The organism is Brachybacterium sp. sponge, from assembly GCF_001613775.1.
Lineage (GTDB): Bacteria > Actinomycetota > Actinomycetes > Actinomycetales > Dermabacteraceae > Brachybacterium > Brachybacterium conglomeratum.
Genome location: NZ_LRMP01000001.1, coordinates 1,693,554 through 1,713,037 on the forward strand (window position 1 = coordinate 1,693,554; position 19,484 = coordinate 1,713,037).

At 71.7% G+C, this 19,484-nt stretch carries 22 protein-coding genes; 12 read left to right on the top strand and 10 right to left on the bottom strand.

Annotated elements, in window-relative coordinates:
• Positions 1–31 precede the first annotated feature (31 nt).
• The 3 genes from A4A78_RS07470 (at position 32) to A4A78_RS07480 (ending at position 1,048) form a co-directional block, all read left to right on the top strand.
• Positions 32–313 (top strand): type II toxin-antitoxin system RelE/ParE family toxin, encoded by a 282-nt coding sequence (locus tag A4A78_RS07470; RefSeq protein WP_062947670.1) that lies wholly within the window; start codon positions 32–34, stop codon positions 311–313.
• Positions 300–602: a HigA family addiction module antitoxin gene (locus A4A78_RS07475; RefSeq protein ID WP_062947671.1), complete on the top strand. Its 303-nt coding sequence runs from the start codon at positions 300–302 to the stop codon at positions 600–602. The genes A4A78_RS07470 and A4A78_RS07475 overlap by 14 nt, the downstream gene beginning before the upstream one ends.
• Positions 603–751: 149 nt before the next feature.
• A complete protein-coding gene (locus A4A78_RS07480) occupies positions 752–1,048 on the top strand; it encodes a glyoxalase (protein WP_197466637.1) in 297 nt (98 codons plus the stop codon).
• Between the two features lie 58 nt (positions 1,049–1,106).
• Here the strand turns inward: A4A78_RS07480 and A4A78_RS07485 are convergent, their stop codons facing one another.
• The 3 genes from A4A78_RS07485 to A4A78_RS07495 are packed head-to-tail and all read right to left on the bottom strand — an operon-like array spanning position 1,107 to position 3,165.
• Positions 1,107–1,874 carry an SCO1664 family protein gene (locus A4A78_RS07485; protein WP_062947673.1) on the bottom strand — a complete coding sequence of 256 codons (768 nt, stop codon included), beginning with the start codon at positions 1,872–1,874 and terminating at the stop codon, positions 1,107–1,109.
• Positions 1,874–2,449, bottom strand: coding sequence for a DUF3090 domain-containing protein (locus tag A4A78_RS07490; protein ID WP_062947674.1), 576 nt, complete (start codon positions 2,447–2,449; stop codon positions 1,874–1,876). Before A4A78_RS07490 ends, A4A78_RS07485 begins: the two co-directional genes overlap by 1 nt.
• Positions 2,446–3,165: an MSMEG_4193 family putative phosphomutase gene (locus A4A78_RS07495; protein WP_197466638.1), complete on the bottom strand. Its 720-nt coding sequence runs from the start codon at positions 3,163–3,165 to the stop codon at positions 2,446–2,448. Before A4A78_RS07495 ends, A4A78_RS07490 begins: the two co-directional genes overlap by 4 nt.
• 78 nt (positions 3,166–3,243) lie before the next feature.
• On the opposite strand from A4A78_RS07495, the gene A4A78_RS17775 reads away from it, so the two are divergent.
• Both A4A78_RS17775 and A4A78_RS07500 read left to right on the top strand, forming a co-directional pair.
• Positions 3,244–3,417 carry a hypothetical protein gene (locus A4A78_RS17775; protein ID WP_156488572.1) on the top strand — a complete coding sequence of 58 codons (174 nt, stop codon included), beginning with the start codon at positions 3,244–3,246 and terminating at the stop codon, positions 3,415–3,417.
• Between the two features lie 67 nt (positions 3,418–3,484).
• Positions 3,485–3,850: a putative quinol monooxygenase gene (locus tag A4A78_RS07500; RefSeq protein WP_082835221.1), complete on the top strand. Its 366-nt coding sequence runs from the start codon at positions 3,485–3,487 to the stop codon at positions 3,848–3,850.
• Positions 3,851–3,853: 3 nt separating this feature from the next.
• Here A4A78_RS07500 and A4A78_RS07505 read toward each other — a convergent pair whose 3' ends face one another.
• Positions 3,854–5,497, bottom strand: coding sequence for an alkaline phosphatase (locus A4A78_RS07505; protein WP_062947675.1), 1,644 nt, complete (start codon positions 5,495–5,497; stop codon positions 3,854–3,856).
• Positions 5,498–5,616: 119 nt separating this feature from the next.
• Between A4A78_RS07505 and A4A78_RS07510 the strand changes: the two genes are divergently transcribed.
• The 4 genes from A4A78_RS07510 to A4A78_RS07520 are packed head-to-tail and all read left to right on the top strand — an operon-like array spanning position 5,617 to position 9,337.
• Positions 5,617–7,635 carry an excinuclease ABC subunit UvrA gene (locus tag A4A78_RS07510; RefSeq protein ID WP_231880865.1) on the top strand — a complete coding sequence of 673 codons (2,019 nt, stop codon included), beginning with the start codon at positions 5,617–5,619 and terminating at the stop codon, positions 7,633–7,635.
• A complete protein-coding gene (locus A4A78_RS18110) occupies positions 7,632–8,111 on the top strand; it encodes a hypothetical protein (RefSeq protein WP_231880867.1) in 480 nt (159 codons plus the stop codon). The genes A4A78_RS07510 and A4A78_RS18110 overlap by 4 nt, the downstream gene beginning before the upstream one ends.
• A complete protein-coding gene (locus A4A78_RS07515) occupies positions 8,108–8,341 on the top strand; it encodes an NAD(+)--rifampin ADP-ribosyltransferase (protein ID WP_197466639.1) in 234 nt (77 codons plus the stop codon). Before A4A78_RS18110 ends, A4A78_RS07515 begins: the two co-directional genes overlap by 4 nt.
• 51 nt (positions 8,342–8,392) lie before the next feature.
• Positions 8,393–9,337, top strand: coding sequence for an alpha/beta fold hydrolase (locus tag A4A78_RS07520; protein ID WP_062947677.1), 945 nt, complete (start codon positions 8,393–8,395; stop codon positions 9,335–9,337).
• A gap of 33 nt (positions 9,338–9,370) precedes the next feature.
• Here A4A78_RS07520 and A4A78_RS07525 read toward each other — a convergent pair whose 3' ends face one another.
• Complete coding sequence (locus A4A78_RS07525) at positions 9,371–9,916, bottom strand: hypothetical protein (RefSeq protein WP_062947678.1); 546 nt, start codon at positions 9,914–9,916, stop codon at positions 9,371–9,373.
• A gap of 98 nt (positions 9,917–10,014) precedes the next feature.
• On the opposite strand from A4A78_RS07525, the gene A4A78_RS07530 reads away from it, so the two are divergent.
• A complete protein-coding gene (locus A4A78_RS07530) occupies positions 10,015–10,383 on the top strand; it encodes a nuclear transport factor 2 family protein (RefSeq protein WP_062947679.1) in 369 nt (122 codons plus the stop codon).
• 101 nt (positions 10,384–10,484) lie between these two features.
• On the opposite strand, the gene A4A78_RS07535 is transcribed toward A4A78_RS07530, so the two are convergent.
• Positions 10,485–10,985 carry an SRPBCC family protein gene (locus A4A78_RS07535; protein WP_062947680.1) on the bottom strand — a complete coding sequence of 167 codons (501 nt, stop codon included), beginning with the start codon at positions 10,983–10,985 and terminating at the stop codon, positions 10,485–10,487.
• Between the two features lie 164 nt (positions 10,986–11,149).
• On the opposite strand from A4A78_RS07535, the gene A4A78_RS07540 reads away from it, so the two are divergent.
• Together A4A78_RS07540 and A4A78_RS07545 are read left to right on the top strand one after the other, a co-directional pair.
• Positions 11,150–11,665 carry a methylated-DNA--[protein]-cysteine S-methyltransferase gene (locus A4A78_RS07540; protein ID WP_062947681.1) on the top strand — a complete coding sequence of 172 codons (516 nt, stop codon included), beginning with the start codon at positions 11,150–11,152 and terminating at the stop codon, positions 11,663–11,665.
• A gap of 17 nt (positions 11,666–11,682) precedes the next feature.
• The gene (locus A4A78_RS07545; RefSeq protein WP_062947682.1) at positions 11,683–12,663 is read left to right on the top strand and encodes a DNA-3-methyladenine glycosylase; all 981 of its coding nucleotides are present in this window, start codon (positions 11,683–11,685) and stop codon (positions 12,661–12,663) included.
• A gap of 146 nt (positions 12,664–12,809) precedes the next feature.
• Here A4A78_RS07545 and A4A78_RS07550 read toward each other — a convergent pair whose 3' ends face one another.
• From A4A78_RS07550 to A4A78_RS07565, 4 genes are all read right to left on the bottom strand, one after another.
• The gene (locus tag A4A78_RS07550) at positions 12,810–14,399 is read right to left on the bottom strand and encodes a GMC family oxidoreductase (RefSeq protein ID WP_062947683.1); all 1,590 of its coding nucleotides are present in this window, start codon (positions 14,397–14,399) and stop codon (positions 12,810–12,812) included.
• A gap of 97 nt (positions 14,400–14,496) precedes the next feature.
• On the bottom strand, positions 14,497–15,981 hold the full coding sequence (locus A4A78_RS07555) for an aldehyde dehydrogenase family protein (protein WP_062947684.1): 1,485 nt from the start codon (positions 15,979–15,981) through the stop codon (positions 14,497–14,499).
• Positions 15,974–18,205, bottom strand: a complete 2,232-nt coding sequence (gene betT, locus A4A78_RS07560; RefSeq protein WP_062947685.1) for a choline BCCT transporter BetT — start codon at positions 18,203–18,205, stop codon at positions 15,974–15,976. Before betT ends, A4A78_RS07555 begins: the two co-directional genes overlap by 8 nt.
• 333 nt (positions 18,206–18,538) lie before the next feature.
• Positions 18,539–19,456, bottom strand: a complete 918-nt coding sequence (locus A4A78_RS07565; RefSeq protein ID WP_062947686.1) for a DMT family transporter — start codon at positions 19,454–19,456, stop codon at positions 18,539–18,541.
• Positions 19,457–19,484 lie beyond the last annotated feature (28 nt).

Sequence of the window (19,484 nt, forward strand, 5' to 3'; positions counted from 1 at the left end):
TTAATGACGGCCCCCGTCATACACTGGGTTCGTGATCAGATCGTTCGGCGACAAGGAGACCGAACGGCTGTGGCGTCGTGAGCGGGTGCGTTCGATCGATCCGAGGATCCATCGCGTCGCGTTGCGCAAGCTTCGTCAGGTGGGATCAGCGGAGTCCATCGAGGACCTCCGCGTCCCGCCCGGCAATCGGCTCGAGGCTCTCAAGGGCGATCGAGCTGGGCAGCACAGCATCAGGATCAACGACCAGTGGCGAATCTGCTTCGTGTGGACAGGCGCCGGACCGGAGGAGGTGGAGATCGTTGACTACCACTGACAAGATCGAGCCGATCCACCCGGGTGAGGTCCTCATGGAGGACTTCATCGAGGGCTTCGGCATCACGCAGAACAAGCTCGCCGTGTCTATCGGTGTGCCGCCGCGGCGAATCAACGAGATCGTGCACGGCAAGCGAGGGGTCACGGCGGACACCGCGCTGCGTCTAGCGAAGTACTTCGGTACCTCGGCGGAGTTCTGGATGAATCTGCAGAGCCACTACGAGCTGGACCGTGCTGAGGATCGCGCGGGAGAGCAGATCGCGTCGATCACGCCCCTGGAAGTCGCGTGACCGACGCTACGGACCCGCAGAGCGAAGAAGGACTCCATCGCCGCTGGCTCGTCGTACCGGCGAGAGCGGACGGATGCTCTTCGGGTCCCGCGCTGTCGCTCATGCCTATCGAACGTCCGACGCCTTCGAGGGAGGACCGGGTGTGGGAGGTGACGAAGCCGCCGTCGCTCGTCGGACGGGGCGGATGCTGGTTCCGTGCCTTCCACGGCGACGCGGTCACCGCCGAACTCCATCTCGGCGTGCACGACGCGTTCCATCCGGCCGAGAAGGCTCATCCCGGTCTCGTCCTCGGCACTCTCATCGAGCTCGAGGCGACGGCTGCACGCATCGAACACGCCGGCTACGAGCTCTCCTGGGCGGAGCGGGACACCTTCGAGGGGTACGTCCGCCTCCATGCGCCCGACGGCTTCGGCAACCGTCTCGAGGTGATGACGCCGACTGCGTGACACGCGGTCGGCGCAGTCGCTCGCTGCCAGGGGGTGTCGCCGGAGGTCGTGGCCGCGCTCAGAACAGCGGCCACGGCACCGCCGGCATCTCGCCGCCGGGGCCCGGGAAGAGCCCGTCCTCCCGCAGCCGGGCGCACCGCTCGGCGAGCGCCGTGAGCTCCTCTGCGCTGAGCAGTTCCACGAGGCGCTCGCCGAGCTCGCCGTGCAGCCCGTCGGCGACGCGGCCGACGCCGTCCAGCTCCTCGGCGGTCAAAGGCTCGCCCAGCCAGCCCCACAAGACGGTGCGCAGCTTGTCCTCGTGATGGAACGTGAGGCCGTGGTCGACGCCGAAGCGGTGCCCGCCCTCCATGGCCAGGACGTGGTCGCCCTTGCGGTCGGCGTTGTTGACGATCACGTCGAACACCGCCATGCGCCGCAGCGCGGGCGAGTCCTCATGGACCAGGACGATCCGCTGACCGTCCTGGTCCTCGCCCTCGAGGACGGCCCGCCAGCCGGTGTCGGGCACCTGGTCCCCCGCGACGAGGTCCACGGGGCTCTGATCGGGGTCCCGCTCCTGCCAGAGCTGCACCATCCCCTCGCCGAACGGGCCGTCGCGCAGCCAGGTGCGCGGCACGACCTCCCAGCCGAGGGCCTCGGAGACCAGGAAGGAGGCCACTTCCCGACGGGCCAGGGTCCCGCCGGGGAAGTCCCAGAGCGGGGCCTCGCCCGCCACCGGCTTGTACACGACCGCATCGTCGCCGATCCTGCCGAGGAACGTCGCGTTCGACGCCGTCGCGAGGCGACCGGTGAGCGTCAGCTCGGCGGTCACCAGGTCAGCCTGGGACATCAGGACTCGGGGATGATGCAGGTGTGGCCATCGGGATCGATGGGGTAGCCGCAGAGCGTGCACAGGGGACGTCCGGCGTCCACGACCTCGCGGGTGCGCTGGGTGAACGCCCGGGCGGTGCCGACGGGCATCTTCACCCTCAGCATCTCGGAGCCCTCCGGGAACGGGTCCTCGGCGAAGGAGTCCTCCGCGAGCCCCTCGTCGAGCTCATCGTCGGCGGGGCGCGGATGCGCCTCGATGATCACCTGGGCCGTGGTGGGGTCCCAGCCGATGCCGATGGTGCCGGCGCGGAACTGCTCCTGGACGGTCTCGAGCGGATCGTTGTCGACCAGTTCGACGGGAGTGCTGGTGGGCACGCTCCAGCGGTTGCCCTCGACCTCGCGGAGCCGGTCGAGGATCTCGTCGATCTTCTGCGCGAGCAGGGCCGACTGCTCCTTCTCGAGGGCGATGCTCACGATCCGCGCCCCCGCGCGCGCCTGCAGGTAGAACGTCCGGGCCCCGGGACGCCCGAGGGTCCCGATGACGACCCGGTCCGGCCAGTCGAACTCATGAACATGGGCGGGCACGTCGGTCATGGGACGATCCTAGGCGCCGGGCCGTCGGCAGCGGGAGCTCCCGCACCGCCGCCCACCGCGGCATCACCGGCGTGGACGCCCTTCGCGAGCCAGGACAGATCGCCGGAGTCGGTGTTGATCGCCAGGACCCGCGGCCTGCTCGCGCCGTAGCTCACGATCGACACCGAGGCGGGTCCCGCCTCGAGCCGCTGGAACATGTCCAGGTGCGTGCCGAGCGCATCGGCCAGGACCGACTTGATGATGTCGCCGTGGCTCACTGCCACCCACACCGCGCCCGGACCGTGCTCGGCCTCGATCTCCGCATCATGGCGCCTGATCGCCGCCACCGCCCTGGCCTGCATCCCCGTCATGGACTCGCCGCCGGGGAAGACGACCGCGGAGGGATGCGACTGCACGGTCCGCCACAGGTCCTCCGTCGCGAGCTCGTCGAGCCGTCGGCCCTGCCACCGGCCGTAGTCGCACTCCGTGATCCCGTCCTCGACCGACGAGGGCGGCGCGACCGCCTGTCGCTCGACGATGGCCCGGGCAGTCTCCAGGCAGCGGTCCAGCGGACTCGAGACCACCGCGGCGACGGGCACCGCCGCGATCCTGTCGCCGGTCCGCGCGGCCTGCTCGCGTCCCACATCGTCCAGGCTCACGCCAGGAGTTCGGCCCGCCAGGAAGCCCGTCGCATTTGCCGTGGTGCGACCGTGCCGCACGAGGAGAACTGTCGCCATCCCACCAGCCTAACGACGGGCTCGAGCGCCGCGGCCGCCGGGACGTATCCTGGGTCGCACGGCAACGGAAGGATCGTGATGAGCGCACCGCACCAGAAGCCCGACCATGACCACGCTCCCGGCCCGGGGGAGGAGACCCCGCTTCCGGACCTCGAGGATGACGAGACGATCGCGCCCCGCCCCGAGGAGGAGGTCGCCGACCTGTTCCGCGAGGGTCCCGTCGCGAAGGGGCCCGGGGACGCCGCCGAGTGATCCATCTCCCCCGAGCGGCGGCTGACGGCCTCGCGGCAGGTCGAACCGCACGACGAGGGAGCACAGCATGGGCGGCATCTCGCCAGCGGGCACGAGAGACGAGGGCCGCACAGGCGCCGTCGAGGTCGCCGGGCGACTGGTCTGCGGCGATCTCGACGAGGCAGCGGCGGTCCGCCGGCACCTGGCCGAGCACGTCGCCCTCACCCGCGCCGAGCCCGGATGCCTCCGCTTCGAAGTCGAGCCGACCGAGGATCCCCTGGTCTGGACGGTCTCCGAGCTGTTCGTCAACCGTGCCGCGTTCGAGGCGCACCAGGCGCGGATCCGCTCGAGTCCGTGGAGGACTTCCTGGCCTGGCGCGAGCTGCCCGCGACCCGGTCCGACGGGGCGGAGCGGGACGACTGCTGAGCGCGGGCCGTCCTGTCCCGCCCTGTGACGGTCAGCGCGGCTGCGGCGTCAGCGTGCGGGTGTACTGCACCTCGCCGGTCGCATCGATCAGCTCCACGGTGAACTCCTCGCCGTCGGGCGCGATCTCCACCCGGCCGAAGAACTGCCCCTTCCCGTCGCGCGGGGAGCCCATCGCGGGGCCGGCCTTCTGGAAGTCCACCTCGGGGCCGAAGGTGCCGTCCATCTCGTTGGGGCCGAAGGAGCCGGCGTTGATCGGCCCGGCCACGAACTCCCAGAACGGGTCGAAGTCGGTGAACGCGGCCCGCTCGGGGGAGTAGTGGTGTGCGGCGCAGTAGTGGACGTCGCCGGTGAGGAAGACGATGTTGCGGGTGCGCTGGGACTTGATCCCCGACAGCAGGCGCGCGAGCTCCAGCTCACGGCCCAGGGGTGCGCCGTCCTCGGCGTTGGCGATCGACTCCTGGCCCTCGCCGTCGGGCACCACGATCCCCAGCGGCAGGTCCGCGAGGATCACCTTCCAGGTCGCCTGCGACCTGCGCAGACCCTTCAGCAGCCACTGCAGCTGCTCCTCGCCGAGCATCGACGTGGCGCGCTGCTCCCTCCCATCGGTGTTCTCGCCCTTGTGCGTGCGCATGTCGAGCACGAACACGTCCAGCGCCGGGCCGCGGGAGATCTTCCGGTAGATGCGCTCCGGCTCGAAGCCGGTCCCGGGGGTCAGGGAGCGCACGTCGGCGATCGGCTGGTACTCCTGCCAGGCACGTCGGCCGCGGGCGGCCAGAGTGTCCACGTCGACGACGCTGTAGCGGTCGTCCTCCAGCACCTCGCCGGGCCACCAGTTGTTGGTGGTCTCGTGGTCGTCCCAGGTGGCGATGACCGGGACCTCGGCGTACAGCGCGCGGACGTTCTCGTCCCCCAGGTTGTAGCTGTGGCGGCCGCGGAACTCCCGCAGCGTCTCGGCCACCTTCGCGACCTCGTCGGTGACCAGGTTGCGCCAGATCGTGCCGTCGGGCTCCTCGATGCTCTCCTCGATCGGGCCGTCGGCGTAGATCGTGTCCCCGGCGTGGAGGAAGAAGTCGGGCTCCACGGCGCGCATCGCCTCGTAGCCGAACATGCCGCCGATCTCGGGGTTGATGCCGTAGCCCTGGCCGGCGGTGTCGGCCGTCCAGACGAAGGACTGCGCCCCGTCGGAGCGGTGCCCGGGCGCGGTCCCGAAGCGGCCGATGCCGACCTCGCCCCGCTTCCCGTTCTCGTCCTCGAAGAACAGCTCGACCTCGTACTGCGTGTCGGAGGGGAGGTCCGTCGCGCTGATCCGGGCGGTGAAGTCGGTCCGCTCGGTGGCCCAGGGGCCGCGCAGCACGATCGGCTCGCCGTCCCGGCCGCGGCCCTTCCCGCGGCCCCTCGAGGAGGAGGTGAGGCGACGGCCCTCACGGTCCAGGGCGTGCAGGACCGCGTGGAGCCGGCCCTCGCCCGAGGCGCGGGACCAGAGCACGGCGGAGTCCATGGTGACGTCGCCGGTCTGCAGGCCGGAGGGCAGGGTCAGGCGAGCGGCGCCGGGGCGGGTAGGAGCGGGCGCGGCGGAGGCGGCAGGCGGGGTGACGGCGGGGACCGCCGCGGCGAGGGAGGCCGCGGCGGCGCCCTTGAGGAGGGTGCGACGGGCAGGGGAGCGGAAGCTGTCCATGTCGGCAGTGAACTCCTCCGGGGTGACGAGGGCGTGGCCCGACGATGAACTCCGGGCGAGCCCGGCGTTCACCGCCCGGACCTGTCGTCGTCCCCGCAGCACGCGACTACCGTGGGGCCATGAGCACAGCGAGGCCGCAGCGACCCGACCACATCGAGGTGCGCGGAGCGCGCGTGCACAACCTCCGCGGCCTCGACGTCGACATCCCGCTGGACCGCCTGGTCGCGATCGCCGGCGTCTCCGGCTCCGGCAAGTCCTCCCTCGCCATGGGCGTGGTCTACGCCGAGGGCTCCCGCCGCTACGTCGAGGCGCTGTCGACCTACACCCGCCGACGCATGGCGCAGGCCCCGCGCGCGGACGTCGACGAGGTCGTGCACGTCCCCGCCGCGCTCGCGCTGCGCCAGCGGCCCGGGGTGCCGAGCGTCCGCTCCACCTTCGGCACCTCCACCGAGCTGCTGAACGTGCTGCGCCTGATGTACTCGCGCCTGGCCTCCCACCTCTGCCCGAACGGGCACCGCGTCCCGCCCTCGCTGCTGGTCGCCGCCGAGGAGCCCTATCCCTGCCCGGAGTGCGGAGCGGACGTGGACCCGCCCGGCGCCGAAGCGCTCGCCTTCAACTCCGAGGGCGCCTGTCCCGCCTGCGAGGGCACCGGGATCGTGCGCGAGGTCGACGACGACGCCCTGGTCCCGGACCCGTCGAAGACCCTCGACGAGGGCGCCGTGAAGCCCTGGAACATGTTCGGCTGGAAGGTGCAGCCGGACATCGCCCGCGAGTTCGGGGTGCGCACCGACGTGCCCTGGCGGGACCTCGAGGACTGGGAGAAGGACATCGTCCTGGACGGCCCCGAGGAGAAGAAGGAGATCACGATCCGCTCGAAGAAGGGCGCCCACGACCTCGACTTCACCTTCCGCAACGCCCGCCTCACCGTCACCGAGGAGCTGCGCCGCGCCCACGACGAGAGACGGCTCGCCCGCGTCTCCCGCTTCCTGGTCGAGCGCACCTGCCCCGCCTGCGAGGGCACGCGGCTCTCGCCCGCGGCGCGGGAGCCCGAGATCGACGGGAAGGACCTCGCCGCCGCCTCCGCGATGACGCTCGACGAGCTCCTGGACTGGGCGCCGAGGATCATCGAGCCCCTCCCCTCCGAGATGCATCCGATGGCGCGCGGGCTCGTGGACGAGTTCCTGCAGATGGCGGAGCGTCTCGTCCACCTCGGCCTCGGCTATCTCTCCCTGGACCGGGCCGGCTCCACCCTCTCGACAGGGGAGCGCCAGCGCGCCCAGCTCGCCCGCGCCGTCCGCAACCGCACCACCGGCGTGCTCTACGTGCTCGACGAGCCCAGCATCGGCATGCACCCCTCGAACATCGACGGGCTCGTCGAGCTGATCGGCGACCTGCTCGCCGACGGGAACTCCGTGCTCGTCGTGGACCACGACGTGCAGCTGCTGCGCGAGGCCGAGGAGATCCTCGAGATCGGCCCCGGCGCGGGCGGCGACGGCGGCACCGTCATCGCCCAGGGGAGCGTCGAGGAGATCATCGCCGACGCCGCCTCCCGGCTCGGCCCGTTCCTCGACGGCCGCGAGGAGATCGTCGTGCGCGAGCGCGCCGCCGAGGCGGACGTCTTCGCGCACGGCGCGATCCGCCTGGAGAGCGCGCCGCTGCACACCGTCCGGGAGCTCGACGTCTCCGTGCCGCGCGGCCGCCTCACCGCGGTCACCGGTGTCTCCGGCTCGGGCAAGACCACCCTGGTGCTCGAGACGCTCGTGCCCGCGCTGCGTGCGAGCAGCGAGGGCCGCGAACTGCCCGGCCACGTGCACTCGCTCGAGGCCGACGGGGTCGAGCACGTCCACCGCATCGACGCGACCCCGATCGGCGTGAACGTCCGCTCGACCGTCGCGACCTACTCGGGCGTGCTGGACCCCCTGCGCCGAGAGTTCGCCCGCACCCCGGCCGCGCAGGAGCGCGGACTGACCATGGCGACTTCTCCTACAACACCGGCTCCCTGCGCTGTCCGCGCTGCGAGGGCACGGGCCGCGTCGAGCTCGACGTGCAGTTCCTGCCCGACGTCGACATCGACTGCCCCGACTGCGAGGGGAGCCGCTACGCCCCTGAGGCCTCGGAGATCCGGCGAGGGGACGTGACCCTGCCCGGCCTGCTCTCCGCCACCGTCGCCGAGGCGATCGAGCTCGTCGGCGACGTCCGCGCCGTCCGCCGCACCCTCGAGACCCTGGTCGACCTCGGGCTCGGCTATCTCACCCTGGGCGAGGACACCCCGGCCCTCTCGGGCGGCGAGGCGCAGCGCCTCAAGCTCGCCGGGCAGATGGGCCGCACCCAGCGCGACGCCGTGTTCGTCTTCGACGAGCCGAGCGTCGGCCTGCACCCGCTGGACGTGCGCACCCTCGTGCACGTCCTGGACCGGCTCGTCGACAACGGCGCGACCGTCCTGGTCATCGAGCACGACCTCGACCTGATCGCCAACGCCGACTGGGTGATCGACATGGGACCGGGCGGCGGCGCCGCGGGCGGCCGCCTCGTCGCCCGCGGCACCCCCGAGCAGATCGCCGCCGACGACGACAGCCTCACGGGCGGCCATCTGCGCCGCCACCTGGGCGGATGACGGCGACGGGCACTCCGCCTGTGGAGAGAATCGACGAGCCCCAGCACCCCCGGTACTTCCACGGCACGCGAGCGGCGCTGCGGCCGGGGGACCTGATCACCGCGGGCCACCGCTTGCGCTACCGGGACGACGTGGTCATGAACCACGCCTGCTTCACCGCTTGCCGCGACGGCGCGGACCGGCCGCCGAGATCATCAACTGACGAGGACGCCGACACCCCCCACGGCTAGGCTGGCTACGGCCGTGCGCAGAGGCGCGGCGCCCCGGCACGAGGAGACCCCATGGCCCTGCACGAGATCACCCTCCCCTCCGCGAACGATCGCGACGAGATCCAGGCATGGCTGCACGTGCCCGCCGCCGCACCGCGCGGGATCGTGCAGATCGTCCACGGGCTCGGCGAGCACTCCCGCCGCTACCTGCACGTGATCAGCGCTCTCGCCGACGACGGCTTCGCCGTCCTCGCGGGCGACCACGCCGGCCACGGCGCGACCGCGATGCGCTCGGGGATCTGGGCGGACGCCGGGGACGAGGCGGCGCGCGTCGTCGTCGAGGACGAGCTCGCGCTCCAGGCTCGTGCCCGCGAGATCCTGCCGGGTCTGCCGCACGTCCTCTACGGCCACAGCTGGGGCTCGATGATCGCGCGCGTCGTCGCGACCGCACCGCAGGCGCAGCTCGCCGGTCTGGTGCTGGGCGGGATCGCGGCGCAGATGCGAGGGATCGAGGCGAGCATCGACCGGGAGGCGCTCGCCGCTCTCGCCACAGGTGCGCAGCGGGCCGAGCCGGTCCCGGAGGAGTTCGTCGGCCAGCTCTTCGACGGCTTCCTGGACCGCTGCGGCGAGGGCGCCGGGCCCACCGCCTGGGTCGCGCTCGACGAGGACGTCGTCGCCGACCACGGCCGCGACCCCCTCAACAACTTCGGCGCCCCGATGAGCGCCCGCTTCCTCCAGGGCTTCGTGGACGTCTACGACCGGGCGAACTCCGAGGCGTTCTACTCCGACCTGCCCGCGGGACTGCCCGTGCTGATCCTCGCCGGCGACCAGGACCCGGTGGCGAACTACGGTGAGGGTGCGCTCCACGTCGCCAACCGCCTGCACGAGGCCGGCCGCACCGACGTGCGCACCCGCGTCTACCCGGGCGTGCGCCACGAGGTCCACAACGAGCCCACCACCCGCGACGACGTCGTGCAGGAGATCCTCGACTTCGCCGCGCGCGCGACTGCCGGTTGAGGGGCCGGGCCGACGGACGGCGAGTGCGCCGTGCTACCGCCGTGCAGCGAGGAAGCCCCGGATCGCCTCCAGCAGCTCGGCGAGATCCCGCTTCGACATCGCGAAGCCGTCGGGCAGGTTCACATAGCCGCGGCTGACGTCGCCCTCCACGTTCGCCCCGGCGCCGGAGGCGAGGTGGATCCGGACGTCGTCGCTCGGGGACTGCGGGGAGCCGCGGTAGAGCTCGACATGCGTCATCTCCTCCCAGCGCAGCCCCATCTCGCGGGCGCGTTCGCCCCGCCGATCCGCGGAGATCGTGATCCCGTGACGACTCAGGGTCAGCTGGCTCCTCCGCGCCAACTTCCTGGCCTCGAGGACGGCGAACACGAGGAAGAGCGGTGCGAAGAGCACGCCGATCCAGCCCTTGAGCGCGGTCGCGCCGTCGTCGAGGAAGAAGGCGAGGGCCAGCAGCGCGAGGATCATCGCCATGACGAGGCTCGCCAGCGTCATGGCCACGATCTTGAGGGGGCTGACCCGCACCGTCACGAGGCCAGTGCGGTGGAACTCTTTCCAGCGCTTCTCCACGTCCGCTCGTGCCATCCCCGCCCCCTGTACGATCTCGGTCCTCCCGCGGCGCGCCGCCCCCCGGGCCCGCCCCTGCGAGCGTACTCCGGACGGGTGCGTGCCACGATGAGCGCATGGAACCCGACGACGTCCAGTTCTTCCTCGCGCTCGAGGAACAGGTGTGGCAGGCGCAGGTCACGGGCGACGCCGCGGCCGAGCGGGAGCTCCTGCCCGCGGACTTCCTCGGCCTGGACGCCGGCGGGTTCAACGACCTCGAGCGCCATCTCGACCAGCTGGCCGACGGGCCGATCACCGAGTCCTTCGCGCTGTCCGAGGCACGGCTGCTGCGGGTGGGGGAGGACGCCGTGCTGCTGAGCTACCGCGCCGATGCCCGCGCCCCGGGCGAGCAGGCTGCGGAGACGTTCTTCATCACCTCGCTCTGGCAGAAGTGCGGGGATCGGTGGTGGAACACCTTCAGCCAGGACACCCCCGGCGCCCGCTGAGCCCGTTCGCGCCGGAGGCGCCGGCCCGGTGACCGGAGGCGACGGCCCGGTGGGCAGAGGCGGCGGCCAAAGGGGGGCGACCGCGGCGGTCGTTCCGGCGCTCAGCCCGGCTGCCCCTCCTCCCCGCGCACGTCCGTGCCGTGCTCGGCGAAGGCCCGGAAGTCCTCCATGTGGGCGAGGGTCTGCTTCCGGAAGGTGCCGCGCATCAGCGGGGCGAGCAGCCGCATCGGCAGCGCGGAGAAGCGGTACTCGTTCTCGCTCTCCCACAGCGTGGTGCCGTCGCCGAGGTCGTGCAGATGCTCCTTCGCCGCGGACCACATGCCCTCGGCGACGAGCTCCCGCTCGTAGTGGACCACCACGTCGGCCGGGAGATCCTCGAGCTGCTCGGGATCGCGCCGAGTGATCGTCTCCCGCGCCTCCATCGTGCTCGATCCGGAGCGCATCTCGACGCGGGAGACGGCGCCGACGTGCCCCTCCCGCCCCTCGATCAGCTCGTGGGCGACGAGTCCCCGCAGCCAGGAGGGGTGGTGGGCGGGATCCGAGAGCAGCTCGATCACGCGCTGCCGGGGCCGGGCGATGGTGAGGACGACCGTGAACTCCATGGGACGATTCTCGCGCCCGAGGGGAGCGGATGCACGACCGCGAGGCGGAAGCGCTCCCGGCGCCGCACCACCGCACCACGGCAGCACCACAGCATCTCGGGGCCGGGACCTCACCTCCGGCCCTCCCGGGACGTCTACGTGGTGAGAGAGCAGAGGAGGCCCTCATGGACGGACCCCGCCACACCACCCTCCGCACGCGCCTCGGAGACCTCACCGTCTCGGCCGACGAGGAGGCGCTGACCGGGCTGTACTTCCCCGGGCACTGGCATCCGCCGAGCGCCGAACGGCTCGGTGACCCGATCGAGGCGGACACCGATCCGCTGCTGGTCCGCACCCGCGAGCAGCTCGAGGAGTACCTCGCCGGCCAGAGGCAGGAGTTCGACCTGCCGCTGCGCACAGGCGGCGACGACTTCTCCTTACGCGTGTGGGCGCTGCTGCAGGAGATCCCCTACGGGGAGACGACCACCTACGGCGCGCTCGCCGCGCAGCTCGGATCCCGCGGCCTCGCCCAGCGCGTCGGCCAGTGCGTGGGCCGGAACCCGCTGAGCATCGTCGTGCCCTGCCACCGCGTGGTCGGGGCCGACGGCTCCCTCACCGGCTACGCCGGCGGCCTCGAGCGCAAGCGCGCCCTGCTCGAGCTCGAGGAGCCCGCCGTGCGCAGCGCCGAGCGGCTGTTCTGAGCGGCGAGGAGACGCGCATGACAGGTCCCGATACCGCCGCGTGGTCCCGGCGCCGCGTCGACGTCGCCGGTCCCTTCGACCACCGGGCCGCGCTCGCGACCCTCGCCGCGCACGCCGTCGACGAGCTCCACCACCTGGACCTCGAGACCGGCACGTTCACCCGGTGGGTGCAGGTCGAGGACGCCCAGCACCTGGTCACCACGCGGCTCGAGACGGGAGGGGCGAGCCTCGCGACCCCGTCCAGGGACCCCGCGGTCCTCGACGCGCTCGCGGACCTGACCGCGCGCTGGTTCGACCTCGGCGCGGACCTCGGACCCGTGGACGCCCATCTCGGCGCGGACCCGCTGTTCGCCGCGCAGGTGCGGGAGCGGCCGGGACTGCGGATCACCCGCTTCCGCCAGCCCTTCGAGGCGGTGGTCTGCACCGTCCTCGGCCAGCAGGTCTCCCTCGCCGCCGGCCGGCTGTTCGCCGCGCGGCTCGTCGCCGCCTACGGCACGCTCTTGCGCGGCGACGAGCGAGGGCCGACGGGCACGGACGCGACGGGGGAGACCGCGGAGCCGACGGAGGAGAGCGCGGGGCCGACGAGGTCCGGTGCCGGGCCGACGGACGAGGGCGCGGGTGAGGCGGCGCCGCTGCGCGCATTCCCTGTCCCGGCCGCGCTGGCCGCGGTCCCGCCGGCGGAGCTGCGGGCCACGATCGGCCTGACCGGCTCCCGCGCCCGCACCGTGCACGAGGCCGCGGTGCTGTGCGCGGAGCACGGCGAAGGCGCGGTGCTGCCGCCCCGGGAGGCGCTGGCCGCGGTGCACGGCATCGGCGCCTGGACTCTGGACCACCTCGCGCTGCGCGCCGGCACCGACGCGGACGCATATCCGGCGGGCGACGCGGTGCTGCGCCGCACCCTCGCGGCACTCGACCCGTCGGCCGATGCCGCGCGGATCTCGTCTTGGAGCCCGTACCGCGGCTATGCGGCGACGAGGTTGTGGGCCTTCGGCAGATGAGACGGGGCCGACGGCGTGATCGCCGTCGGCCCCGTGCCGTGCTCGTTGACCGAGCTCAGGAACCGTGCTCGTGAGTCGTGCTCGTGCGTCGTCCTCGCGGGCGATCCTGGCGAACGCTCCTCACGATCGGTGCTTGGGCGTGAGGATCAGCCCTGCGCACTTCGGATGAGGTCGGAGGCGCGCTCGCCGATCAGCATCGTGGTGATGTTGGGGTTCACCGCGACCAGCTGCGGCATGACCGAGCCGTCCACGACCCGCAGACCCGTGACGCCCTTGACCCGCAGCTGCGGATCGAGCGGCGACATCTCGTCGTCGGCCGCGCCCATCCGCACCGTCCCGGCCGGGTGGTAGACGGTGTTGTGGGTCTTCGAGACGTACTCGGCGATCTCCTCGTCGCTCTGCACGTCCTCACCCGGGAACAGCTCCCGGCCGCGGTAGGCGTCCATCCCGGACTGGGCGACGATCTCGCGGGCCTTGCGGATGCCCGCCACGGCCACGCGCATGTCGTGGCCCTCCTCGTCGGTGAAGTAGCGCGGATCGACCTTCGGCTTGTCGCGGTAGTCGATCGAGCGCAGGCGCACCGTGCCGCGGGAGCGGGCGTGGGTGACGTTCGGGGTCAGGGCGAAGGACTCCGGGGAGGTGGGGTAGCCCTGGCGGCGGGTGTGCATGTCGAAGGGCACCGAGCCGTAGTGCATCATCAGGTCCGGCAGGTCCAGACCCTCCTCGGTGGGGGCGAAGATCCCGATCTCCCACCACTGGGTGGACTCGCGCGTCATCTTCTGCGTCGACTCCCAGGAGATGACCGCCTCGGGGTGGTCCTGCAGGTTCGCGCCGACGCCGGGGGAGTCCACGCGCACCTCGATGCCCACCTCGCGCAGGTGATCGGCGGGGCCGATCCCGGAGAGCATCAGCAGCTTCGGCGAGTCGATCGCGCCGGCGGAGAGGATGACCTCCTTGCGGGCGTGCATGATCGAGGAGCGGTCGAAGGAGTTGTCGATGTACTCCACGCCCGTGGCCCGCTGATCGTCGTCGAAGAGGACCTGCATGACCTGGTGACCGGTGAGGACGTGCAGGTTCTCCCGGTCCCGGATCGGGTGGAGGTAGGAGACGGAGGAGGAGGCGCGGGTGCCGTCGGCCTGGCGGTTGACCTGGAACCAGTTCGCGCCGTTGACGACGGTGGAGAAGTCGTTGAAGCGGGCGCGGGGGATCCCGGCCTGCTCGCACGCGTCCAGCAGCGCGATGCCGAGCTTGTCGTCGGCCGGGGCGTCCATCAGCTCGACGGGACCCGCGCTGCCGTGGCCGGCGCCCTCGCGATCGCGGTTGTTCTCCAGCCGCTCGATGAGCGGGATCATGTCCTTCGAGCCCCAGCCCTCGGCGCCCGACTGCTCCCACAGGTCCATGTCCTCCGCCGGCGGGTGGAAGGCGATGCAGGAGTTGTGGGAGGAGCAGCCGCCCAGCACCTTCGCGCGGGCGTGGCGCATGAAGGAGTTGCCGTTCTCCTGCGGCTCGATCGGGTAGTCCCAGTCCAGCCCCGACTCCAGCAGCTCCGGCCAGCGCTTCAGCTGCAGCACCTCCTCGTGGTCGAGGTCGTGCGGGCCGGCCTCGAGCAGCGCCACCTCGAGGCTCGGGTCCTCGCTCAGGCGGGCGGCGACGACAGCTCCGGCGGAGCCGCCGCCGACCACGATGTAGTCGTACTCGGCGATGGGGTTCTCGGACGTGAGGTCCTTGCGGGTCATCTCTCCTGCTTCCTGATGAAGGGGACGGTGGGGACGTGCGAGGGGGCGCCCGCTCCCGCGCACCGGACCGGGGCGCGCGGGAACGGGCACGGGGCGGTCAGCCCTTGCGGGGGAACCAGCCGGAGACGGCCGGCTCGGTGTTCTGGTAGATGTGCTTGGCCTCGGTGTACTCCTCGAGACCCGTGGGGCCGAGCTCGCGCCCGAACCCGGACATCTTGAAGCCGCCCCACTCCGCCTGCGGCAGGTAGGGGTGGTAGTCGTTGATCCAGATCGTGCCGTGGCGCAGCGCGCGCGAGACCCGGTTCGCGGTGCCCGCGTCGGAGGTCCACACCGCGCCGGCCAGGCCGTACTCGGTGTGGTTGGCGATCTCGATCGCCTCCTGCTCGGTGGAGAAGGTCTCCACCGTGATCACCGGGCCGAAGCCCTCCTCGATCACGGCAGGGTTGTCCCGGGTGCAGCGGTCCAGCACCGTCGGGGCGTAGAAGAAGCCCTTCTCGTGCTCGGGGCCGCCCCAGTGGCCGCCGGTGCGCAGCCGCGCCCCGGCCTCGACGCCGCGCTTCACGTAGTCGGTGACCTTCTCACGGTGGGCCTTCGAGATCAGCGGACCGGTCTCTGCGCTCTCGTCGAAGGGGCCGCCCATGACGATGCCCTCGGCGCGGGCGACGAGGTCGTCGACGAACCGCTCGGCGATGGACTCGTGGATGATCAGACGCGTGCCCGCCGAGCACACCAGGCCCGAGTCGAGGAAGCCGGCGTTCAGCGCGTTGTCGAGCGCCGCCTCGTAGTCCGCGTCGGCGAAGACGACGTTGGGGTTCTTCCCGCCGAGCTCGAGGGCGACCTTCTTGATGCCCTTCGCGGCGGACTCGGCGATCTTCCGCCCGGTGACCAGGCCGCCCGTGAAGGACACCAGGTCGATCTCCGGGTGGGAGGACAGCGGGGCGCCGACGGTACCGCCGTCGCCGAGCACCAGGTTCGCCACGCCCTTGGGGAGCCCGAGCTCGTCGAGCACCTCCATCATCAGCATCGCGGTGTGCGGGGTGAGCTCGGCGGGCTTGATCACGAAGGCGTTGCCGGCCGCGAGGGCGGGCGCGATCTTCCACGCGGCCTGCAGCAGCGGGAAGTTCCACGGCGTGATCATGCCGCACACGCCGACGGGCTCGCGGACCACGCGGGAGATCACCGCGGCATCGCCCGCGTCGACCAGACGGCCCGGGTCCTGGTCGGCGATCTTCCCGAAGTAGCGGAAGCAGGAGGCGATGTCGTCCATGTCGCCCTCGGCCTCGACCAGGCGCTTGCCGGTGTCCTGCGCCTCGGCGCGGGCGAACTCCTCCTTCCGCTCGGCCAGGCGGTCCGCGACGCGCAGCAGGAAGTCGCCGCGCTGGCCGGCCGGGGTGCCGGACCACTCGCCGCGCTCGAAGGCGGCGCGGGCGGCGAGGATCGCGCGCTCGACGTCCTCGGCGCCGGCCTCGGAGACCACGCCCACCTCGGTGCCGTCGGCCGGACAGGTGATCGTGCGGGTCTCACCGGTGGAGGACGGCACCCAGGCGCCGTCGATGAACAGGGTCGCGGAGCTCTCAGTCATGGTTCTCCTTCGTCGTCCGCGCGGTGGCGGGGTCGGTGGGCTGGTCGGGCTCGGTCGCGTCGGACCGGTGGTCCTCGCCCTGGGCGCCCTCGGGCTCGGCGCCGACGTGGTCGGCGTCGTCCCAGGTGTCCGGGGCGGTGACAGGGATCGTGCCGGTGGCGGTGCCGATCTCGTCGCTCATCGTCAGGTACATGATGTGAGCGTCGTAGGCGTCCAGGACGTCGCTGATGACCTGCTCCTTCGTGTACCCCATGATGTCGCGTCCGCGGGAGCCGGTGCGCGAGAAGATCTCGATGCGGTAGTAGACGTCCCGCACGGTGGAGAGGTTCGCGGCGAAGCTCGGCACCGAGTACGCGACCGGGTAGGCCTGGTACTTGAAGTCCTCGGCATGCGGGAACGAGACGACCAGGTCGATGTACGGCACGCCGTGGTCGGGATGCTCGCCGCGATGGCAGGAGACGTCCGTGCCGAGGGCGCGCAGCTCCGAGGCGACCTCCTCGACAGCCGGGGTCGCGACCTCCGCCACGAAGGCGCGGGCCCTGCCCTCGTCGGCGTAGGACATGCGGCCCCGCAGGCGCTGCTGCCACGGGACGCGGTCGTGGGACTCGCCGCCGCGCACCCGGGAGGTGAGCACGCCGGGCAGGGCCGCGGTGCGGGCGTCGAGGTCCATCTGCTCGGTGCGCAGCACTTTCCACAGGCTGAACATCACCAGGTACACCAGGATCGACAGCGGCAGGCCCACCACCACGGTCGCGGCCTGGAGGGTGTACACCCCGTCGATGAAGAGCATCACGAGGGTGAGCGCGCCGGTGATCACGGCCCATACGATCCGCAGCCAGGGCGGGCCGTCGGAGTCCGTGGTGGACGCCTTGGAGGTCATGTTCGCCATCACCAGCGAGCCGGAGTCCGCGGAGGTGACGTAGAAGAACAATCCCGTCACCACGGCGAGCGAGACGGTGAAGAGCGCGCCCGGGTACTGCTCGAGCAGGTTGAAGAAGCCGGACTCGGGCTGGTTCACGGCGAGGTCGAGGAAGTCTCCGTCGCCTGCGAAGCTCAGCGCGGCGTTCCCGAAGATCGACACCCACAGCAGGATGAACGAGAAGGGGATCAGCAGCACGCCGACGACGAACTCGCGAAGGGTGCGGCCACGGGAGATGCGCGCCAGGAACAGGCTCACGAAGGGCGCCCAGGCGATCCACCACGCCCAGAAGAACAGGGTCCAGTCCGCCATCCACTGGTCGGAGGGGTAGTCGGCGGCGCCGTCGGTGTAGGCGAAGGTGTTCATCATCATCCCGGGGAAGCGGGAGAAGAAGTCGCCGATGTTCTGGACGAGGGCGTTGAGCAGCTGGTGGGTCTGCCCGGAGAAGAGCACCCACAGCATCAGCGTGATCGCCAGCAGCACGTTGAGCTCGGAGAGGCGACGGATGCCCTTGTCGACGCCGGAGACGGTCGAGACGATCGTGATGCCGACCGCGAGCGCCATCAGAGCGATCTGCACCGCGATCGAGTTCGGGATCCCGAACAGGGCGGAGAGCCCGTAGTTCAGGAACACCACGCCGATGCCGAGGGAGACGGAGATCCCGAAGATCGTGCCGATCGTCGAGCCGATCTCGGCGACATGGCCGACGGCGCCGTGGATGCGCCGGCCGAAGATCGGTGCGAGCGCCGAGCGGATCGACAGCGGCAGGTGATAACGATAGGCGAACAGGCCGAAGGCCATGCCCATCAGCGCGTACATCGCCCAGCCGGGGATGCCGTAGTGGAAGATCGTCCAGATCGTCGCCATCCGGGCGGCCTCGTCGGAGCCGGCAGGCGCATCGGGCGGGGTGAGGATGTTGGTGGCCGGGCCCGAGATGCCGAAGAACATCAGGTCCACGCCGATGCCGGCGGCGAACAGCATCGCCGCCCAGGTGAAGAGGTTGTACTTCGGCACGGAGTGGTCCGGGCCCATCCGGGTGCGGCCCACGCGGGAGAGCGCCACGAGCAGCACGAAGACGACCACGATCGCGGCGGTCAGGACGTAGTACCAGCCGAAGTTCGTCGCGATCCAGCCCATCGAGCCGAAGATCGCGGTCTCGGCGGCGCCGGGCCAGATCGCGGCGAACAGCACGAACGCCACGATGATCACGGAGGTGCCGACGAAGACCGGCAGGTTCACGCGGGAGTGCGCGGGCCGAGCACCTCCCTCCTTCTGTGCGCTGGGGGCGGGCGGGGCCTCGGCCATCACGATCCTCTCGGTCGACGCTCGGGACAGGACCGCTCGCGGCACGAGCGATCCGACGGGGAGATCCGGCTCGGCGAGCGAGGACCGCTGCTCCTGCGCGGACGCTGTCCCAGGCCGCCGACCGAGCACGACTCTAGGAACGGATTGTCGGATGCTCCAGTTCTCTGGACGATTCGTGAGGAACCAGTCAGGCAGCTGCGCGGGATTGCCGGGATCGTCCCGGGATCGTCCTGACCTGCGCAGGGGGCGGGCAGGTGGCTTCTCTCGCCCCGTGGAGCCCGTGCGCTCCCCGCACCGCGCGCGCCGTCGGGCAGGTGAGGAGGGTGGCCGCGCTCACGTCCGGGAGCGCAGGGAGGCGAGCATCGCAGGCAGGATCGCGACCGCGGCGCCGGCCAGGCACAGCACGCCGCCGAGAGCGGCGAGCGGCGGCGGCACCTCGCCGAGGATCGTCCAGGCGAGCACCACCGTGATCGCGGGGACGATCAGGGAGGAGGAGGTGAGCACCCCGGCCGGAGTGTGGGTGAGGGCGTAGCCCCACAGCAGGAAGGCGGCCGCGGTGGGCAGCACGCCCATGTACACGACCGCCGCGACCGCCGAGGCCGGGGCACGGCCCAGCTCCGCGACGAGCTGCGGGGCGAAGGGCAGGCAGGCCAGCATCCCCGCCGTCATCCCGACGACGGTCATCGAGGTCGAGTCGATGTGGGCCAGCAGCGGCTTCTGCCCCAGCACGCTGCCGGCGTAGAGCACGGCCGCGAGCAGCCCGAGCACGAGCCCCGGTCCCTTCACGTGCCCTGTCGAGGTGGCCAGGGTGATCAGCCCGATCCCGCACAGCGCGATCACGACGCCGACGAGCAGTCGCAGGGACAGCCCCTCGCCGAGCAGCACGCCGGAGGCGACGGCCACGATCAGCGGCGCGAGGTTCACGAGCATCGCGGCGGTCGCGGGATCCAGGAACAGCTCCGAGGCGTTGAGCACCACCGAGTACACGCAGAACCAGGTCACGCCCCAGGCGAGCACGCCGGCCCTCATCCTGCCGCTTCGCGGCGGCCGCACCCGCCCGGTCAGCACGAGCGGGAGCATCACCAGCACCGCGGTCACCATCCGCAGCAGCGTCATCGCTCCGGGGGAGAGGTGCGCACCGGCGAAGCGGATGACGATGAAGGAGGACGCCCAGAGCAGCATCACCGCGGCGGCGGCGAGCCAGGGCAGCGCCGGGCGGGACGGTGCGGCGGGCGGGACGGGGGAGGGCATGCCTCCATCGTGCTCCTCCGTCGGACGG